The sequence below is a fragment of the Sphingomonas sp. Root241 genome (assembly GCF_001428865.1).
In the GTDB taxonomy this organism is placed as follows: Bacteria; Pseudomonadota; Alphaproteobacteria; order Sphingomonadales; family Sphingomonadaceae; genus Sphingomonas.
Window position 1 is genome coordinate 394,855 of record NZ_LMIV01000002.1, and the last position, 14,637, is coordinate 409,491.

The window sequence follows — 14,637 nt, forward strand, 5'->3', positions numbered from 1 at the left end:
CCGTTCGGACAAAACGGGGCCTCTGGTGGTGGGCATCGGCAACGCGCGCAAACCGACCGGCGTCGAGGGCGAGCTGACGGTCGACAAGGCGCGCGGCATGCTTTCCTGGTGGCCCCCGAGGAGAAGGAGCACGGTCGGATGGCGATCGCACTGCGCTTCGATCCGGCGATGCTCGTCGATGTCGTCAAGGACGCGGACAATCATCTCGCATTGCTGCGCGTCACGCCGGGAAAGCCGTTCGTCTATTATTCGGGCTCGGCGTGGAATCTGGGCAATGGCGGGTTCCGGAGGCGCGCCGACTGAGACCGGTATGTCGCGGCGGAGCGGGTGGGGCTCGGGGCGCTGGCGAGGCGCTAGGTTAACCTGTTAATTTGACTAACGGGCTGATCCCTCACTTCGTCATCCCCGCTTTCGCGGGGATGACGCGTTTTGAATGCTCTCAATCCAGCCCCGACGCTTGCCGCGCAACTCTCAATAATTGGCACGCATCTTTACATTGCGGGATAATTCTTTCTATCCTTCGGTGCCCGCCGCCAGAGCGGAAAAGGAGAGACCCATGCCTGCTGCCCTGGTCGCGCGCCTTGCGCTTGTCCTGCTTGCCGCGTTCCTCTGGGGAGCGTCGGGCCATGCGCAGGTCACCGGCACGACTCCGATCGAGGCCGACTGGCGCTTTTCGAAAGGGGATGTTGCGGGGGCCGAAGCGGCGGGTTTCGCCGACGCGGCGTGGCAGCGCGTCGATCTTCCGCATGACTGGGCGATCGCGGGGCCGTTCGATGCGCACGCGCCGGCCACCGGATCGGGCGGCTTTCTGCCGAGCGGCGTCGCCTGGTACCGCAAGCATTTCACGATACCCACCGCCGACGCCGGCAAGCGCGTGTTCGTCGAATTCGACGGCGCGATGGAGCGCTCGGGCGTGTGGATCAACGGCCACCATGTCGGGCATCGCCCCAATGGCTATGCCAGCTTCCGCTACGAACTGACGCCGCACCTCAATCCCGCGGGGCAGGACAATGTCATCGCGGTGCGCACCGACACCTCGGCGCAGCCGGCATCGCGCTGGTATGCGGGATCGGGTATCTATCGCCATGTCCGGCTGATAATGCTGGGCGACGTCTATGCCGATGCCTGGCGCACCGCGGTGCGGGTCGACAGGCTGGATGGTGAGACCGCGCAGCTTTCGATCGCGAGCGATGTGACCAATCGCGGCGCCGCACCGGTCGACGCCCGGTTGGAAGCGACGATCCTAGCTCCGGATGGGAAAACGATCGCGACCTTCGCCGGAACGCGGGCGCAACTCGCCGTCGGGCGGGCGACGCCGCTCACGCTCGCAGGCAGCATCGCAAAGGCGCGGCGCTGGGATATCAATGATCCCGCACTCCATGTTGCCTTGGTCCGCGTGCGCGGCGCGGACGGCACCTTGCTCTACGAAGAGCGCATCCCCTTCGGCATCCGCGAGGCGAAGTTCGAGGCGGCATCCGGCTTTTGGCTCAACGGGCGCAACATCAAGCTCAAGGGCGTTGCGATCCACGCCGATGGCGGGCCGTTCGGAATGGCGGTGCCGCTCGCTTTCTACGAGCGCCGGCTGAAGGGGCTGAAGGCGCTCGGCGTCACTGCGATCCGCACCGCGCATCATCCTTTCGCCCCCGAATTCCTCGATCTGTGCGACCGGCTCGGCCTGGTCGTGATGAACGAGGCGTTCGACATGTGGACCGTCGCCAAGAACCCCAACGACTATCACTTGTTCTTCACCGACTGGTCGTCGATCGACGCGCGCGATTTCGTCCGGCGCGACCGCAATCATCCGAGCGTCGTGATCTGGTCGATCGGCAACGAGATCCACGACACGCCCTATCCGCTGGTGGCGCAGTCGATCATCCAGCGCCTCCAGAAGGTCTTCCACGAAGAGGATCCGACCCGCCCGGTGACGATGGCTTTGTTCCGCCCGAACACCACCAAGGACTATGAAAACGGCACCGCCGACCTGCTCGACGTGGTCGGCCAGAATTACCGCGAGAACGAGCTCGCCAAGGCGCATGCCGACAAGCCGACGCGGAAGATCATCGGCACCGAGAACAGCAAGAACCGCGCGAGCTGGCTCGTGGTGCGCGACAATCCCGCTTATGCCGGCATGTTCCTGTGGACCGGTGTCGATTATCTGGGCGAGGCCGATCGCGCGGGCTGGCCGGCGATCAGCAACCCCTCGGGGCTCGTCGACCGCATCGACGGCGTCAAGCCGATCGGCTGGGAGCGGGCGAGCTGGTGGTCCGAAAAGCCGGTGGTCAAGCTCGCGCGGCGCGTGACGCCGGTGATCGACACCAGCGAATTGCCGACGATGGTCGGCGTGGCGATGCCGCAGCCGCGCGGGCCCGGCGCGCTTGCCGACTGGACGCCTGAAACCCTCGCCGCGCATGACGAGAAGGTCGAAGTCTATTCCAATGCCGACGAAGTCGAACTCCTGCTCAACGGGCGTTCGCTCGCCCGCAAGCCGCGCAACGCCGATGACAGTGCCATCGCCTGGACCGTCGGCTTCGTTCCGGGCGAGCTGCGCGCCGTCGGCTATCGTGGAGGCAAGAAGGTCGCGGAGGACGTGCTGCGCACCGCCGGCGCGCCTGCGGCGATCCGCATGGTCGCCGAGACACCGAAGGTCGGTACCGGCTTCGACCAAGTCGCTGCGATCCGGATCGAGATCGTCGATGCCAAGGGCGTGCTGGTGCCGGGCGCCCGCGACCTGCTGACCGTGACGGTGACCGGGCCGGCCGCGCTCGCCGCGCTCGACAATGGCAGCATCACCGATCACACCGCCTTCGCTTCGCCGCAGCGCGCCGCGGCGGGAGGCAAGGCCGTCACCTTCGTGCGCGGCACCGGTTCGGGCAAGGTGACCGTGCTCGCGACCGCGCCCGGGCTGAAGCCGGGCCGCGTCACGCTTCAGGCCGACGGAGATTGACGCGAGGTCAGTCGTCGAACCAGCCGGTGTCGCCGATCGGCATGCCGGGCGGGATCGTCGGCGCCGCCGGGCGCTTGTCGAGTTCGCGCTGGAGAAGGTCCTTGTCCTTGAGCAGCTTCGCGATGTGGCGGCTCCAGATGCCGCCCTCGCCGGAGCCGCCCGCATCCAGGTTCGTCGCGAGGCGGGCGAGGCGATCCTCGAGAATCGCCGCGACGTCCGGCGAGGTCGTCGCGTCCTTCGCCGAACGGGCGATCGTCATGATCGCGCGATGGGCGATGCGCCGACCGACGTGATCGCGGCGCGCGGCGATCGCGGCGGACTGGATACGATCCAGCAGCAGTTCGACCCCAGGCATCGCCGGATCGCGCCGATGCTGCTCGAACAGGCGGGCGAGTCGGGCCGGCGCCAGCAGCGAATCGAGCGTGAGCTGCGCCGCGACATCGGCGGCCACGAGCGGATCGAAGGCGAACGAGCCGGCGTTGCGGAACACCTCCTGATCGAATTGCGCGTCGCCGCGGCCGTTGATCGCGGCGGAAAGCGGCATGACGAGGCGATCGGGCACCGACAGCGTCTCGCGCGACAAGGTCGTCATCAGCGCATCGATCGCGGCGATCTGCGCGGCCGCGGGCACCGGGCTGGCGGTCGGGTGATTGTCGCCGCGCACGGCATAATCCGAGTCGATCCCGCCGACGAGCTTGCCGACCGCGTCGACATTGTAGCGGTGGAGCAGCCAGACCGGCACGAACTTGCGGCGCAGATTGGCGAGCGCCTCGTTCGGGCGCAGCACGCCCGGGCCGAAATTCGCCAGCGCTACTTTCCGCACCGCCATGATCTGGCGGAGCGACGCGACGGGGTCGGGACCGTCGTCCCACATGCTTCCCCAGGGGCTCGGCGTATCGGGGGAGCGACCGTCTATGTCGGTGACGAAGCGGAGGCCCTTCGCCTGCACCGCCAGCGCCTTGTCGCGCGCCGCCGCATCGGGATCCACGCCGGGCGCCGGCTGGCCATAGAGCCAGTCGACGGTGAAATCATCCCACGCGCCGCCCGATTTGGCATAGGCGTCGAAAAGGTCGATCTTGCCGTTCGCCAACCGCATCCGCGGGCCGGGATAGTCCATGACCGAGGTGCGGTCCTGGATGCTGGCGGCGAAATTGTGCATGAACCCGAGTGCGTGGCCGACCTCGTGCGCGCCGAGCTGGCGGATACGGTCGAGCGAGACGCGCACCGGATCGTTCGCGGATCCGCTGTTGTTCTCCGCGGTGCCGACCAGCCCTTCGAAGATCATCATGTCCTGCCGCACGCGGAGCGCGCCGATCACGACATTGCCCTTGATGATCTCGCCCGTGCGCGGATCGACGATCCCGCCGCCATAGGACCAGCCGCGCGTCAGCCGGTTGCTCCAGTTGACCATGTTGTAGCGGATATCGAGCGGATCGGCGCCTTCGGGCAGGATCTCGGCGCGAAAGGCATCGATCAATCCGGCGCGCTCGAACGAGGCCTGCCAGTAATTCACGCCCTCCAGCAGAGCGGTGCGGATCGGCTCGGGCGCGGCGCGATCGATGTAGAAGACGATCGGCTTCTTGACGCGCGAACGCGGCGCGGCGGGATCGACTTTCTCGATGCGGAAATGATTGGCGAGTTGCTGCACGACGTCTTCGCCGAGCGGGGTGCCGTAATCATAATATTGCTCGCCCCCGGCAGCCGAGCGCGTGTCGAACTTGCGCATCTGGAAGCCCGGCGCCGGCAGCCGGACGAAGCTGTGGTGGACGATGAAGCCGATCTGCTTGGGCGCGACGGCGATGCGCTCGACTTCGCTTCCCGGCGCGTCCGACTGGTAGGTTTGCAGTGTGTCGACTTCGATATTGTCGGGAAAGACCTTCACCGATGCCGGATCTGTGGCGCTCAGCGAATCGACCAGCCGAAAGCCCTTGCCGCCCTCGTTCAGCGCATCGGCGATGCCCAGAAGGTCCCTGGTCAGGAACGGCGCGATGTCGACCGTCACGGCGCCGTCGGGCCCGGTCGCGACCACGTCGAGCATCGCGACGACGCTGAACGGAAAGCTGGTGCGCGCGCCTGCCTGGACGCCGGTGTCGCCGGTGGCGCGGAAGCGCAGATTCTCGAAAGTGACGGCGATCTTCTTGCCGATCCGGCGGAAAGCGAGGACCTGCTCGGGCCCCACCATGCCGCGATCCAGCCGGAGATTGGCCGAGCCGAGGCCCGACCGCAGCGCGTTCGCATAGATGAAGCGCCCCGCGACGCCGTCGCGATCGGGTGCGGGCAGCGTGAACAGGATGCGACCGTCGCTCTGCTCCGCCTTGACCGGCAGCAACGGCCCGTCATCGGCTCTGACGGACGGGGCGGTCAGGAAGATTGCGAAGGTTGCGCACATCGCCATGCCAGTCTGCCGCTTCATCCACCGTCTCCCAAACGCTGCACTTGCGAAAAATAGCACGGACGGGGGTTGTGCATCCCGCTAAATACCGACAAGTTTCCCGCATAAATTGACAGAATCCAGCAAAGGGGGTCGACTTTGGTGGACGAAAACGAATGGCGGGGGCCGAGCGCCACCGATATGCGGCTGCTGCAGCAGCTCGTAGCCGACGGACGCGCCACCGACGTCACGCTGGGCGAGAAGATCCACCTCTCGAGCACCGCGACCGCGCGCCGGCGCAAGATCCTCGAGGATCGGGGGGTCATCAAGGGCTATACCGCCGATGTCGACAAGACCCGGCTGGGCTTCAGCATCGACGTGCTCGTCTCGATCGAATTGAGCTCGCAGGCCGAAACCGCGCTGAACGAGTTCGAGGAAGCCGTGGTCCGCTGCCCGTCGATGTCGTTCTGCAGCTTCGTGTCGGGCGAAACCGATTTCATCATGATGATCCACGTCCGATCCTTCGAGGATTACGACCGGGTCTATCGGCGCGAGCTCTCCACCTTGCCGCACGTCGCGCGGATCCGCAGCAGTTTCCTGATGCGATCGGTGGAAAGACGCCCGCTCGCACCCGCGATCCTCCAGGCGATGAGCCTGATTTAGGGACGCGCTTTTCGCATCTGCAGAAATTCATGCTCACCGCGCGAATCCACCCACGCGGGTTGGAGTAAAGCTTCTTCATGGCGCCGGTGCGCGCACGATTCTGTTATTTCTGCGAGACGATGTGATCGAATCCTTCAATCACCGTCGCGGACGCGTTGGAGAACGCCGGGAAGCCACGGGACGGCTCTGATATAGTGCGTTGCACAATAAGACGGATCCGGCGCCTTGCGGACGGATCCGTCAAACAGGGTTGCTGACGCATTCCAGGGGAGAGGATCGCCCATCCACAACCAGGGGTGATCCATGAACAAGACGTACACTGCGCCGACGCATCGCACGAACAAGAAGACCATCCTTGCGCAGTACGGGCTCGTTGCCACGGCGGCCCTGGCATTCTGCCTGGCGGGGCAGGCGGCCCGCGCCCAGGCCGCGCTGGAACCCGAACAGGATGCCCGCGGCCCGGGCAAATCGACTCCGGGTCCGCAGGAAACCGTCAACACTCCCGGCGGCAAGCCCGAAGCCGCGGTGGACCCGGTCACCGGCCAGACCATCGCCGAGGGTGACGAGATCACCGTCACCGGCTCGCGGATCGAGCGCGACGGCTATACCGCGCCCACCCCGGTGAGCGTGATCACGAGCGAGGAGATCCAGACCGAGGCGCCCGCCAACATCGCCGACTTCGTCAATACGCTGCCTTCGGTGCGCGGCAGCTCGACTCCCGCCAATTCGAACGGATCGCTGAGCAACGGCCTTGCCGGCATCGCATCGGTCAATCTGCGCTCGCTCGGATCGAACCGGACGCTCGTCCTGTTCGACGGCCAGCGCTCGGTGGCCTCGGCGACCAGCGGCGTGGTCGACGTCAACACCTTCCCGCAGGCCCTGATCAAGCGCGTCGAGGTGGTGACCGGCGGCGCCTCGTCGGCTTATGGCTCGGACGCGGTCTCGGGGGTGATCAACTTCATCCTCGACAAGGATTTCACCGGGCTCTCGGGCGAATATGAATATGGCGTCACGACCTATGGCGATGCGCCCAACCACAAGATCTCGCTGACCGCGGGCGTCCCTTTCGCCGACGGACGCGGCCACTTCATCGCGAGCGGCGAATATTTCACCCAGAAGGGCATCCAGACGATCGACCGCGACTGGAACGACGCCGGCTTCTTCCAGATCGACAATCCCGCCTACAGCGCGGCGGCGTGCACCGACACCAATGCCGCGACGATCTGCTATCCGGCGCGGCTGGTGCAGGCGGGGATCGGCACCAGCCAATTCACCCCCGGCGGATTGATCAGCACCGGCCCCTTCCGCGGCACCTATTTCGGCACGATCGATCCCGCCACCGGCCGGGCGACCACGGGCAACCTCGCTTTCGGCCAGGTCAACGGACAATGGATGGTCGGCGGCGACTATCTCTATACCCGCGAGGGCCATCTCGGCAGCGCCACGCTCCAGCCGAGCGAGGAGCGGATCAGCGCCTTTTCGCGGCTCAGCTACGAGTTCGACGAGGCATTCGAGCTGTTCGGCCAGTTCGCCTATAGCCGCTATAACGGGCAGAGCTATTACCAGCAGACGCCGTCCACCGGCGTGGCGATCCAGGTGGCGCCCAGCGCGGCGAATGGCGGGCTGATCAATGCCTATCTGCCGCAGTCGTTCATCAATCAGGTGAATGCCTATAACGCGACCGCGGCCACGCGGGTGACCGCGGTGCAGATCGGCACCAGCAATGCCGGGATCCCGCCCCAGGGCAGCGACAATACGCGCGAAGTGTTCCGCTTCGTGATCGGCGCGAACGGCAAGTTCGGCCTGTTCGACCGCGACTGGGCCTGGGACGCATATTATCAGAAAGGCGTCACCAAGACCGACGAGCTGCTCACCAATGCATGGAACGTCGAGCGCATGGCGCTGGCGACCGACGCGGTGGTGGCGCCCGCGGGCAATGCGGCGGGGATCGCGGCGGGAACGATCGTCTGCCGCTCGACGCTCGCCACGCCCGGCAATGGCTGCGTGCCGATCAACCGCATCGGCGTTGGCGGCGTCACTCCCGCCGCGCTCGACTATATCTTCTATGGCGGCCTCCAGCCGCTGCGCGAGCAGACGCTCAAGCAGGACGTCGCGGCGCTCAACTTCTTGACCAACAATCTGTTCGATCTGTGGGCGGGGCCGATCTCGCTCGCGTTCGGCGCGGAATATCGCCGGGAATCGGTATCGGGATCGGTCGATCCGCTGTTCCAGCCGCGCGTGACCAACGGCGTGTCCGCGCCGACCTGGATCTACGGCAATTACGTGCCGACCTTCGGCAAGTACAACGTCAAGGAAGCCTATATCGAGACGGTCGTGCCGCTGTTCCACGGCGCCGACTTCAACGGAGCGTTCCGCGTCACCGATTATTCGACTTCAGGCAGCGTCACGACGTGGAAGACGGGCCTGACCTGGCAGGTCATCGACGACATCAAGCTGCGCGGCACTTATTCGCGCGACATCCGGGCGCCCAATCTGGGCGAATTGTTCGCCGCGGCGACGGGGCGCACCAACACGGTCAACGTGCCGCTTCCGGGCGGGGGGCAACGCGCGGACCAGTTCCTCGAAGCGACGATCGGCAACCAGAGCCTGCAGCCGGAAATCGCCAAGACGCTCGGCCTGGGCGTGGTCTTCACGCCGAGCTTCCTGCCGGGCTTCGCCGCCTCGGTCGACTATTTCAACATCAAGCTGAAGGGCGCGATCAACACGATCAGCGCGCAGACCCTCGTCACCCAATGCTATGAGCAGGCCAATGCGGAAGCCTGCGCCGCGATCACCACCACCGGCGGACGCGGCGTCACCACGCAGGGGCTCGCGATCACCAATATCGAGCTGCGGCCGACCAACTTCGTCTCGATCCAATCGAAGGGCGTCGATATCGAGCTCAGTTACCGGCGCCCGATCGGCAGCGGCGAATTGTCGCTGCGCGCGCTCGGCACGCGCAATATCAGCCTCTACACCAACAATGGCATCGACGTGCCCACCGAAGCCGCGGGCCAGAATTCGGGCAGCCTGCCGAGCTGGACCTATCGGTTCAGCGCCGGCTACGACATCGACTCCTGGGGCTTCCAGGTCGTCGGCCGCGGCGTGAGCAGCGGCGTCTACGACAATAGCTACGTCGTCTGCGCGACCGATTGCCCCGCCTCGACCGTGGCCAATCGCACGGTCAACCGCAACGATATCGCGGGCGCGATCTATTTCGACCTGATGGCCAATCGCAGCTTCGAAATGGCCGGCGCCAAGTTCCAGGGCTTCCTGTCGATCCGCAACGTCTTCGATACCGATCCGGTATTGGTCGGCAACGGCCCGACCGGCAACAATACGCCAGCCTATCCGCAGACCAACCGGGCGCTCTACGACGTGCTCGGCCGCGTATACCGGCTGGGGGTGCGCTTTCACTTCTGACGAGCCCGGGAGTGGCATCGCGCCCGCTCCCGGCACTGCTTTCACCTTTCAAACCGGAGAATCGCATGTCGACGCTCACTCGTACCATCGCCGCCGCCTTGATCGCCTCGACCATCACCACTTCGGTCGCGGCCACGCCGATCGACCGGGCCGTCCGCCAAGCGGCACCCCTGCCCGCCGACCAGTTGGCGGCGATGAAGTCCGAGGCGTCGGCCAATGTCGATGCCCATGCCAAACTGGTCCAGGAGATGGTCGATTCGGTGTTCAGCTTCGCCGAGCCCGGCTTTCAGGAATTCCAAACGATGGAATATCTGACCGGCATCCTCGAGAAGAACGGCTTCAAGATCACCAAAAGCGTGGCCGGCATGCCGAGCGCGTGGACCGCGACCTGGGGAAGCGGCGGGCCGCTGATCGCTTTGGGCAGCGATGTCGATTGCCTGCTGGGCCTGTCGCAATATCCGGGTTCGCCTGAGCTCAAGCCGATGATCGAGGGCGCACCGGGACATGGCGAAGGCCATAATGCCGGCATGCCGCTGATCATCGCGGCCGCGATCGCCGCCAAGACGATCATGGAGAAGAACAAGATCCCGGGGCGGCTGATGCTGTGGCCCGGGATTGCCGAGGAGCTGCTCGCGGCCAAGGCCTTCTACGTCAAGGCGGGGCTGTTCAAGGGCGTCGACGCGACGATCTTCACCCATGTCAGCAGCGACTTCAGCACCGGCTGGGGCGATATGGGCAACAACGCGCTGGTATCGGCCGAATACACCTTCCACGGCAAGACCGCGCACGCCGCCGGCCAGCCCTGGGAGGGGCGCAGCGCGCTGGACGGCGTCGAGATCATGGACACGGCGTGGAACTTCCGGCGTGAGCACCTGCCGCTCAGCCAGCGTTCGCATTACGTGATCACCAACGGCGGCGGTCAGCCCAACGTCGTCCCCGATCTGGCTTCGGTCTGGTATTATTTCCGCGACCAGAAATTCGACAGCGTCCGCAATCTCTACAATCTCGGCAACGAGATGTCCGAAGCGGCGGCGAAGGCGACCGGGACCACGGTCGAGCACCGGCTGCTTGGCTATGCCGCGCCCAATTACGGCAACAAGCCGCTGGCCGAGGCCGCTTACGCCAACATCAAGGCAGTGGGCATGCCGCAATGGTCCGCGGACGACCAGGCATTCACGCGCGCGGTGCAGGAAGCCAACCAGCGGCCGATCAAGCCGCTCGCGACCACCATTTCCGAACTGTCGACGCCGGAGAATCGCGACCGTTCCTTCGGCGGCGGATCGGACGATATCGGCGACATCATGTGGAACGTGCCGACGATCACCATCCGGTTCCCCTCGAACATCCCCAGCATGATCGCGCACAACAAATTGGCGGCGATCGCGATGGCGACGCCGATCGCGCACAAGGGGGCGGTGAGCGGCGCCAAGGCGGTCGCGATGACCGTGCTGGACCTGATGACCCAGCCGAAGCTGGTCGCCGATGCGAAGGATTTCTTCGCCAACGTCCAGCTGAAGGACCAGAAATACGATCCGGTGCTGACGCCAGCCGATCAGCCCGCGATCCACCTGAACCGCGAGCTGATGGATCGCATGCGGCCGAAGCTGAAGGCCTTTTACTACGATCCGAAGAAGTACCCGACCTATCTGGACCAGCTCGGCATCAAATACCCGGCGCTCGGCGCCGCAAAGTAGCGGGCGGCATTTTCGAGGGTGTATTGACTTCAGCCTGAAAGCTCCCCTCCCTGCAAGGGAGGGGCTGGGGGTGGGTGCGAGCGTAGCGAGCCCATCGAGATGTTCGGAAAAGAAGGAAAGACCGGGCATCGAGCCCGGCCTTTCCTTACCCACCCCTAACCCCTCCCTTGCAGGGAGGGGAATCTGGATGTGCGCTGCCGCCTGCCGGAAGGACCGGCCCTCGCGACGGCGTCAGAACTGCAGGTTCAGCGCCAGCGCGAAGGTGCGGCCGAAAGTGGCGGTGTATAGCGGGTCCTGCCGCGTCGTATCGGTGTAGAGCCGGTTCTGCTCGTTGGTGATGTTCTGCACTTCGGCGATGAGCTTGATGTTCTCGCTGATGTTGTACGAGGCCGAGGCATCGACGAAGATCGAGCTTGCCGCGCCGTTGGCGTCGCTGTCGACCGGGCCCGGAATGCCGGTGAGATATCCCGAACGATAATTGACGGTCGAGCGGATGCTGAAGCGATCATCCTCATAATAGACCGTGCCGCTGGCCGTCTCAGGCGACAAGCCGACGAGCGGGGCGGTCACGGCCAGCGTCGGCTGGCCAGTGACGGGGTTGGTCTGCAGGATATAGTTGATGTTCGACCGTACCCGCGTGAAATTGGCGAGCGCGCCGAAGTTGCGGAGGAAGCCCGGCAGGAAGCGGAAGGGCAATTGCACGTTGACCTCGACGCCGCTCAGCGGGCCGCCGGGCGTGTTGTTGCTGCGCGAGAAGTTGAACAGTTCGGACGGACTCGCGGTGCTGCCGGAGAGCAACGAGAGCGGCAGGTTGAGATCGCTGAACGGTACCAGCTGGTTCGTGTTCTGGATGTAGGTCTCGATATTCTTGTGGAAATAGGCGACCGACAGCAGCGAGCCCGGCGCGAAATACCATTCGAGCGCCGCGTCGAAGGTGTTGGCGCGGATCGGATCGAGGAACGGATTGCTGGCCGATCCGGTACGGATGACGGCGTTGACGCTCGCGCTCGGGATCAGCTGGCCGTAGGAGGGACGCGACATCACGCGTGCCACGGACACGCGGCCGATCAGGTTCGACGTCAGGTCGATCGCGACGTTGACCGACGGCAGCCAGTCTTCATAGGAGCGCTCGACGGGCGTTATCACGCCGAGCGTCGGATATTGCGATCCGGCCGGCGCGTTGACGGGGATCGTGCCCTCCGTGTTCAATTGGGTATGGACGTAGCGGACGCCGGCGTCGCCGCGAACCGTGAACGGCAGCGTATCCTCGGTGGTGAACTTCACCATCAGATAGCCCGAGCTGTATTTCTCCGCCACCCGGCCATAGGCGCTGCCGCATTCGATGCCGCACAAGGGATAGCTGGCGAAGTTCATCGCCGCCCGGAACTTGTCCGGGTCGATCGCGGCGAAATCCTGCATGTTCCCGCCGAGATTCTTGTTCACTCCCGTGGTGGTGAACGTCAGGTCGCTGAGCGAAACGCCCGCAGGCAGGGTCTGTGGCAGGCGGTAGGTCGGGGCCAGGTCGAACTGGCGCTGGGTATAGGTGCCCGTGCGATATTGGCCGCCGGTCTGCAGGGCGAAGCCGGGCGCCGCCTTCCATTCGCTATTGAGCTCGAACGTCTTGCTGACGATCTTATTGCGGCGGTCGAAATAGGATATCTGGCCGCGCTGGTTGCCGTCCGGCCGCGGCGGCCCGAACGAGAAGATCGTCGGATCGGTCGGATCGACGCCGTAGCTCAGCTTCGGAATGTTGGGGCTGTCGCGGAAATCGATCGAGAAATTGTCGGTATCGTTGGCGTCGATCGCCACCTGCAGCTTGTTGTCCTGCAGCACCGAATCGGAAACGCCGGCGAGGCCGTAGACACGGAAAGCGTCGCTGAAGCGGTGATCGAAGTTGAAGTTGACCTGGCGGAAGGTCGAGGTGAACTTGTCGTTCTGCATTTCCGATCGCAGATCGACGCCGTCCCACAAGCCGTGGATCAGCGACCCATTGTCGTCGACTTCTATTTCCTTGATCGACATCATCGGCTGGCCGCCGTTCGACAAGGTGCGCCCCATCGAGCGCGCATCCAGCATCGTGTCGAGGCGATCGACCTTGAACCGCGCATAGAGGCCGTCGATCGAGATGTCGGTGCGGTCGCTCGGCTTCCACTGCAATGTCAGCGATCCGGCGATGCGCTCCTGCTCTTGGCTCGACTTCACCGGACGCGGCAGGCGGGGAAGGAACACGCCGCCGCCCGGGCGTCCGGACACGCCGGTACGGCTCATGACATAGTCATAGGCTGCGCGAGTGCTGGTGCGCGGATTGCCGGTGCTGCAATTGTTCGCGTCGGCGCCGACCGAGACGCCCGGATTGCCGACCGTGTTGTTGGGGCCGGGGCTGGTGACGGCCACGCCCTGATAGGTGTACCCGATCGGAGTGCAGAACGGAAAGATGATCGAGGTCGGCGTCGTCTGCCCCGGCAACAGGACGGACTGCGATTGGCCGGCGACATAGGTGGGCAGGATATCGACTGCCGAATAGGCATATTCCTCGATATGCCGCCGGGAATAAGCGACGCTGCCGAGCACGCCGAACGTGTCGCCGAACTTCTTCGACACCAATGCGGACAGGCGCGGGTCCACCTTCTTGCTGATATCATTGTAGATGCCGCGCGCAGTGGCGGAGACGGCGAAGTCCTTGCTCTGGTCGAACGGCTTGGGCGCGCGCAGGTCCACCGTCGCGCCGAGCGATCCTTCCTCCACGTCGGCGGAGGTCGTCTTGCGCACCGACAATGCCGAGAAGATTTCGGTCGGGAAGGTGATGAAGTCGAAGGAGCGTGCCGTACTCACGCCGCCGCGGATGTCGGTCCCGGTCACCTGCGAGACGCCTTCCATCCCGTTGATGCGCACGCGGGTGAACTGCGCGCCGAGCCCGCGCACCGAGATGTTGCGGCCTTCGCCGCCATCGCCGCGCGAGAGCGCCACGCCGGGAACCCGCTGCATCGATTCGGCGAGGTTGGAATCGGGAAACTTGCCGATATCCTCGGCGACGATGCTGTCGACCGCGGCGGTTTCCTGCCGCTTCAGGTTCAATGCGCTGTCCAGCGAGGCGCGGAAGCCCTGGACGACGATATCGTCGGCCTGCGGAGCGGCGGCGTCCTGGGGGGCGGATGGACTGGCGGGATCCCCCGCGGTTTGACCGGTGGTGGGCGCGGGTTCCTGCCCGACCGTCTGGCCCATGGCGGGCGACGCTAGCGCCAGCCCAATGAAACTAGTCGAAATCAGCAGTCCACGCCTGTTGCGCCGGTTGCAGTTCACATCGCCTCTCCCGTTAGGCCCAGACGCCCGGCGATCCGCCCAGGCGCCGCTGACAATCGACTTTTGTCTTCTTGGTCAGCTGAGGTCAGGTATCATTGCCAATTATATATGACAACAGTGGTCTGACAGAAATGGCTCATGTGGCATGACCAAAATGGAAGCGGCGGACTATCTCTAACATGTGAGACTGAATCCCACAGAGTGGATTGGAACGAAATTCCTGTACGAGTACGAGAGCAACG

At 64.9% G+C, this 14,637-nt stretch carries 7 protein-coding genes; 5 read left to right on the plus strand and 2 right to left on the minus strand.

Going from position 1 to position 14,637, the window contains the following annotated elements:
* Positions 1 to 138: 138 nt before the first annotated feature.
* Both ASE13_RS19880 and ASE13_RS12525 read left to right on the plus strand, forming a co-directional pair.
* Positions 139 to 303: a hypothetical protein gene (locus ASE13_RS19880; RefSeq protein ID WP_156404875.1), complete on the plus strand. Its 165-nt coding sequence runs from the start codon at positions 139 to 141 to the stop codon at positions 301 to 303.
* A 253-nt stretch (positions 304 to 556) separates the two neighbouring features.
* Positions 557 to 2,944 (plus strand): glycoside hydrolase family 2 TIM barrel-domain containing protein, encoded by a 2,388-nt coding sequence (locus ASE13_RS12525; protein ID WP_056616202.1) that lies wholly within the window; start codon positions 557 to 559, stop codon positions 2,942 to 2,944.
* A gap of 7 nt (positions 2,945 to 2,951) precedes the next feature.
* Here ASE13_RS12525 and ASE13_RS12530 read toward each other — a convergent pair whose 3' ends face one another.
* Positions 2,952 to 5,357 carry a zinc-dependent metalloprotease gene (locus ASE13_RS12530; protein ID WP_056616205.1) on the minus strand — a complete coding sequence of 802 codons (2,406 nt, stop codon included), beginning with the start codon at positions 5,355 to 5,357 and terminating at the stop codon, positions 2,952 to 2,954.
* 120 nt (positions 5,358 to 5,477) lie between these two features.
* Between ASE13_RS12530 and ASE13_RS12535 the strand changes: the two genes are divergently transcribed.
* From ASE13_RS12535 to ASE13_RS12545, 3 genes are all read left to right on the plus strand, one after another.
* Positions 5,478 to 5,978: an Lrp/AsnC family transcriptional regulator gene (locus ASE13_RS12535; RefSeq protein WP_235536961.1), complete on the plus strand. Its 501-nt coding sequence runs from the start codon at positions 5,478 to 5,480 to the stop codon at positions 5,976 to 5,978.
* 303 nt (positions 5,979 to 6,281) lie between these two features.
* A complete protein-coding gene (locus tag ASE13_RS12540) occupies positions 6,282 to 9,401 on the plus strand; it encodes a TonB-dependent receptor plug domain-containing protein (RefSeq protein WP_235536962.1) in 3,120 nt (1,039 codons plus the stop codon).
* A 65-nt stretch (positions 9,402 to 9,466) separates the two neighbouring features.
* A complete protein-coding gene (locus ASE13_RS12545; RefSeq protein WP_056616209.1) occupies positions 9,467 to 11,095 on the plus strand; it encodes an amidohydrolase in 1,629 nt (542 codons plus the stop codon).
* 231 nt (positions 11,096 to 11,326) lie between these two features.
* Here ASE13_RS12545 and ASE13_RS12550 read toward each other — a convergent pair whose 3' ends face one another.
* Complete coding sequence (locus ASE13_RS12550; RefSeq protein WP_082596764.1) at positions 11,327 to 14,317, minus strand: TonB-dependent receptor; 2,991 nt, start codon at positions 14,315 to 14,317, stop codon at positions 11,327 to 11,329.
* Positions 14,318 to 14,637 lie beyond the last annotated feature (320 nt).

Coding starts and splice junctions, on each gene's coding strand:
- ASE13_RS12540 (WP_235536962.1), top strand. CDS start 6,282: ATGAACAAGACGTACACTGCGCCGACGCATCGCACGAACAAGAAGACC.
- ASE13_RS12525 (WP_056616202.1), top strand. CDS start 557: ATGCCTGCTGCCCTGGTCGCGCGCCTTGCGCTTGTCCTGCTTGCCGCG.
- ASE13_RS19880 (WP_156404875.1), top strand. CDS start 139: ATGGCGATCGCACTGCGCTTCGATCCGGCGATGCTCGTCGATGTCGTC.
- ASE13_RS12545 (WP_056616209.1), top strand. CDS start 9,467: ATGTCGACGCTCACTCGTACCATCGCCGCCGCCTTGATCGCCTCGACC.
- ASE13_RS12550 (WP_082596764.1), bottom strand. CDS start 14,317: ATGGGCCAGACGGTCGGGCAGGAACCCGCGCCCACCACCGGTCAAACC.
- ASE13_RS12530 (WP_056616205.1), bottom strand. CDS start 5,357: ATGAAGCGGCAGACTGGCATGGCGATGTGCGCAACCTTCGCAATCTTC.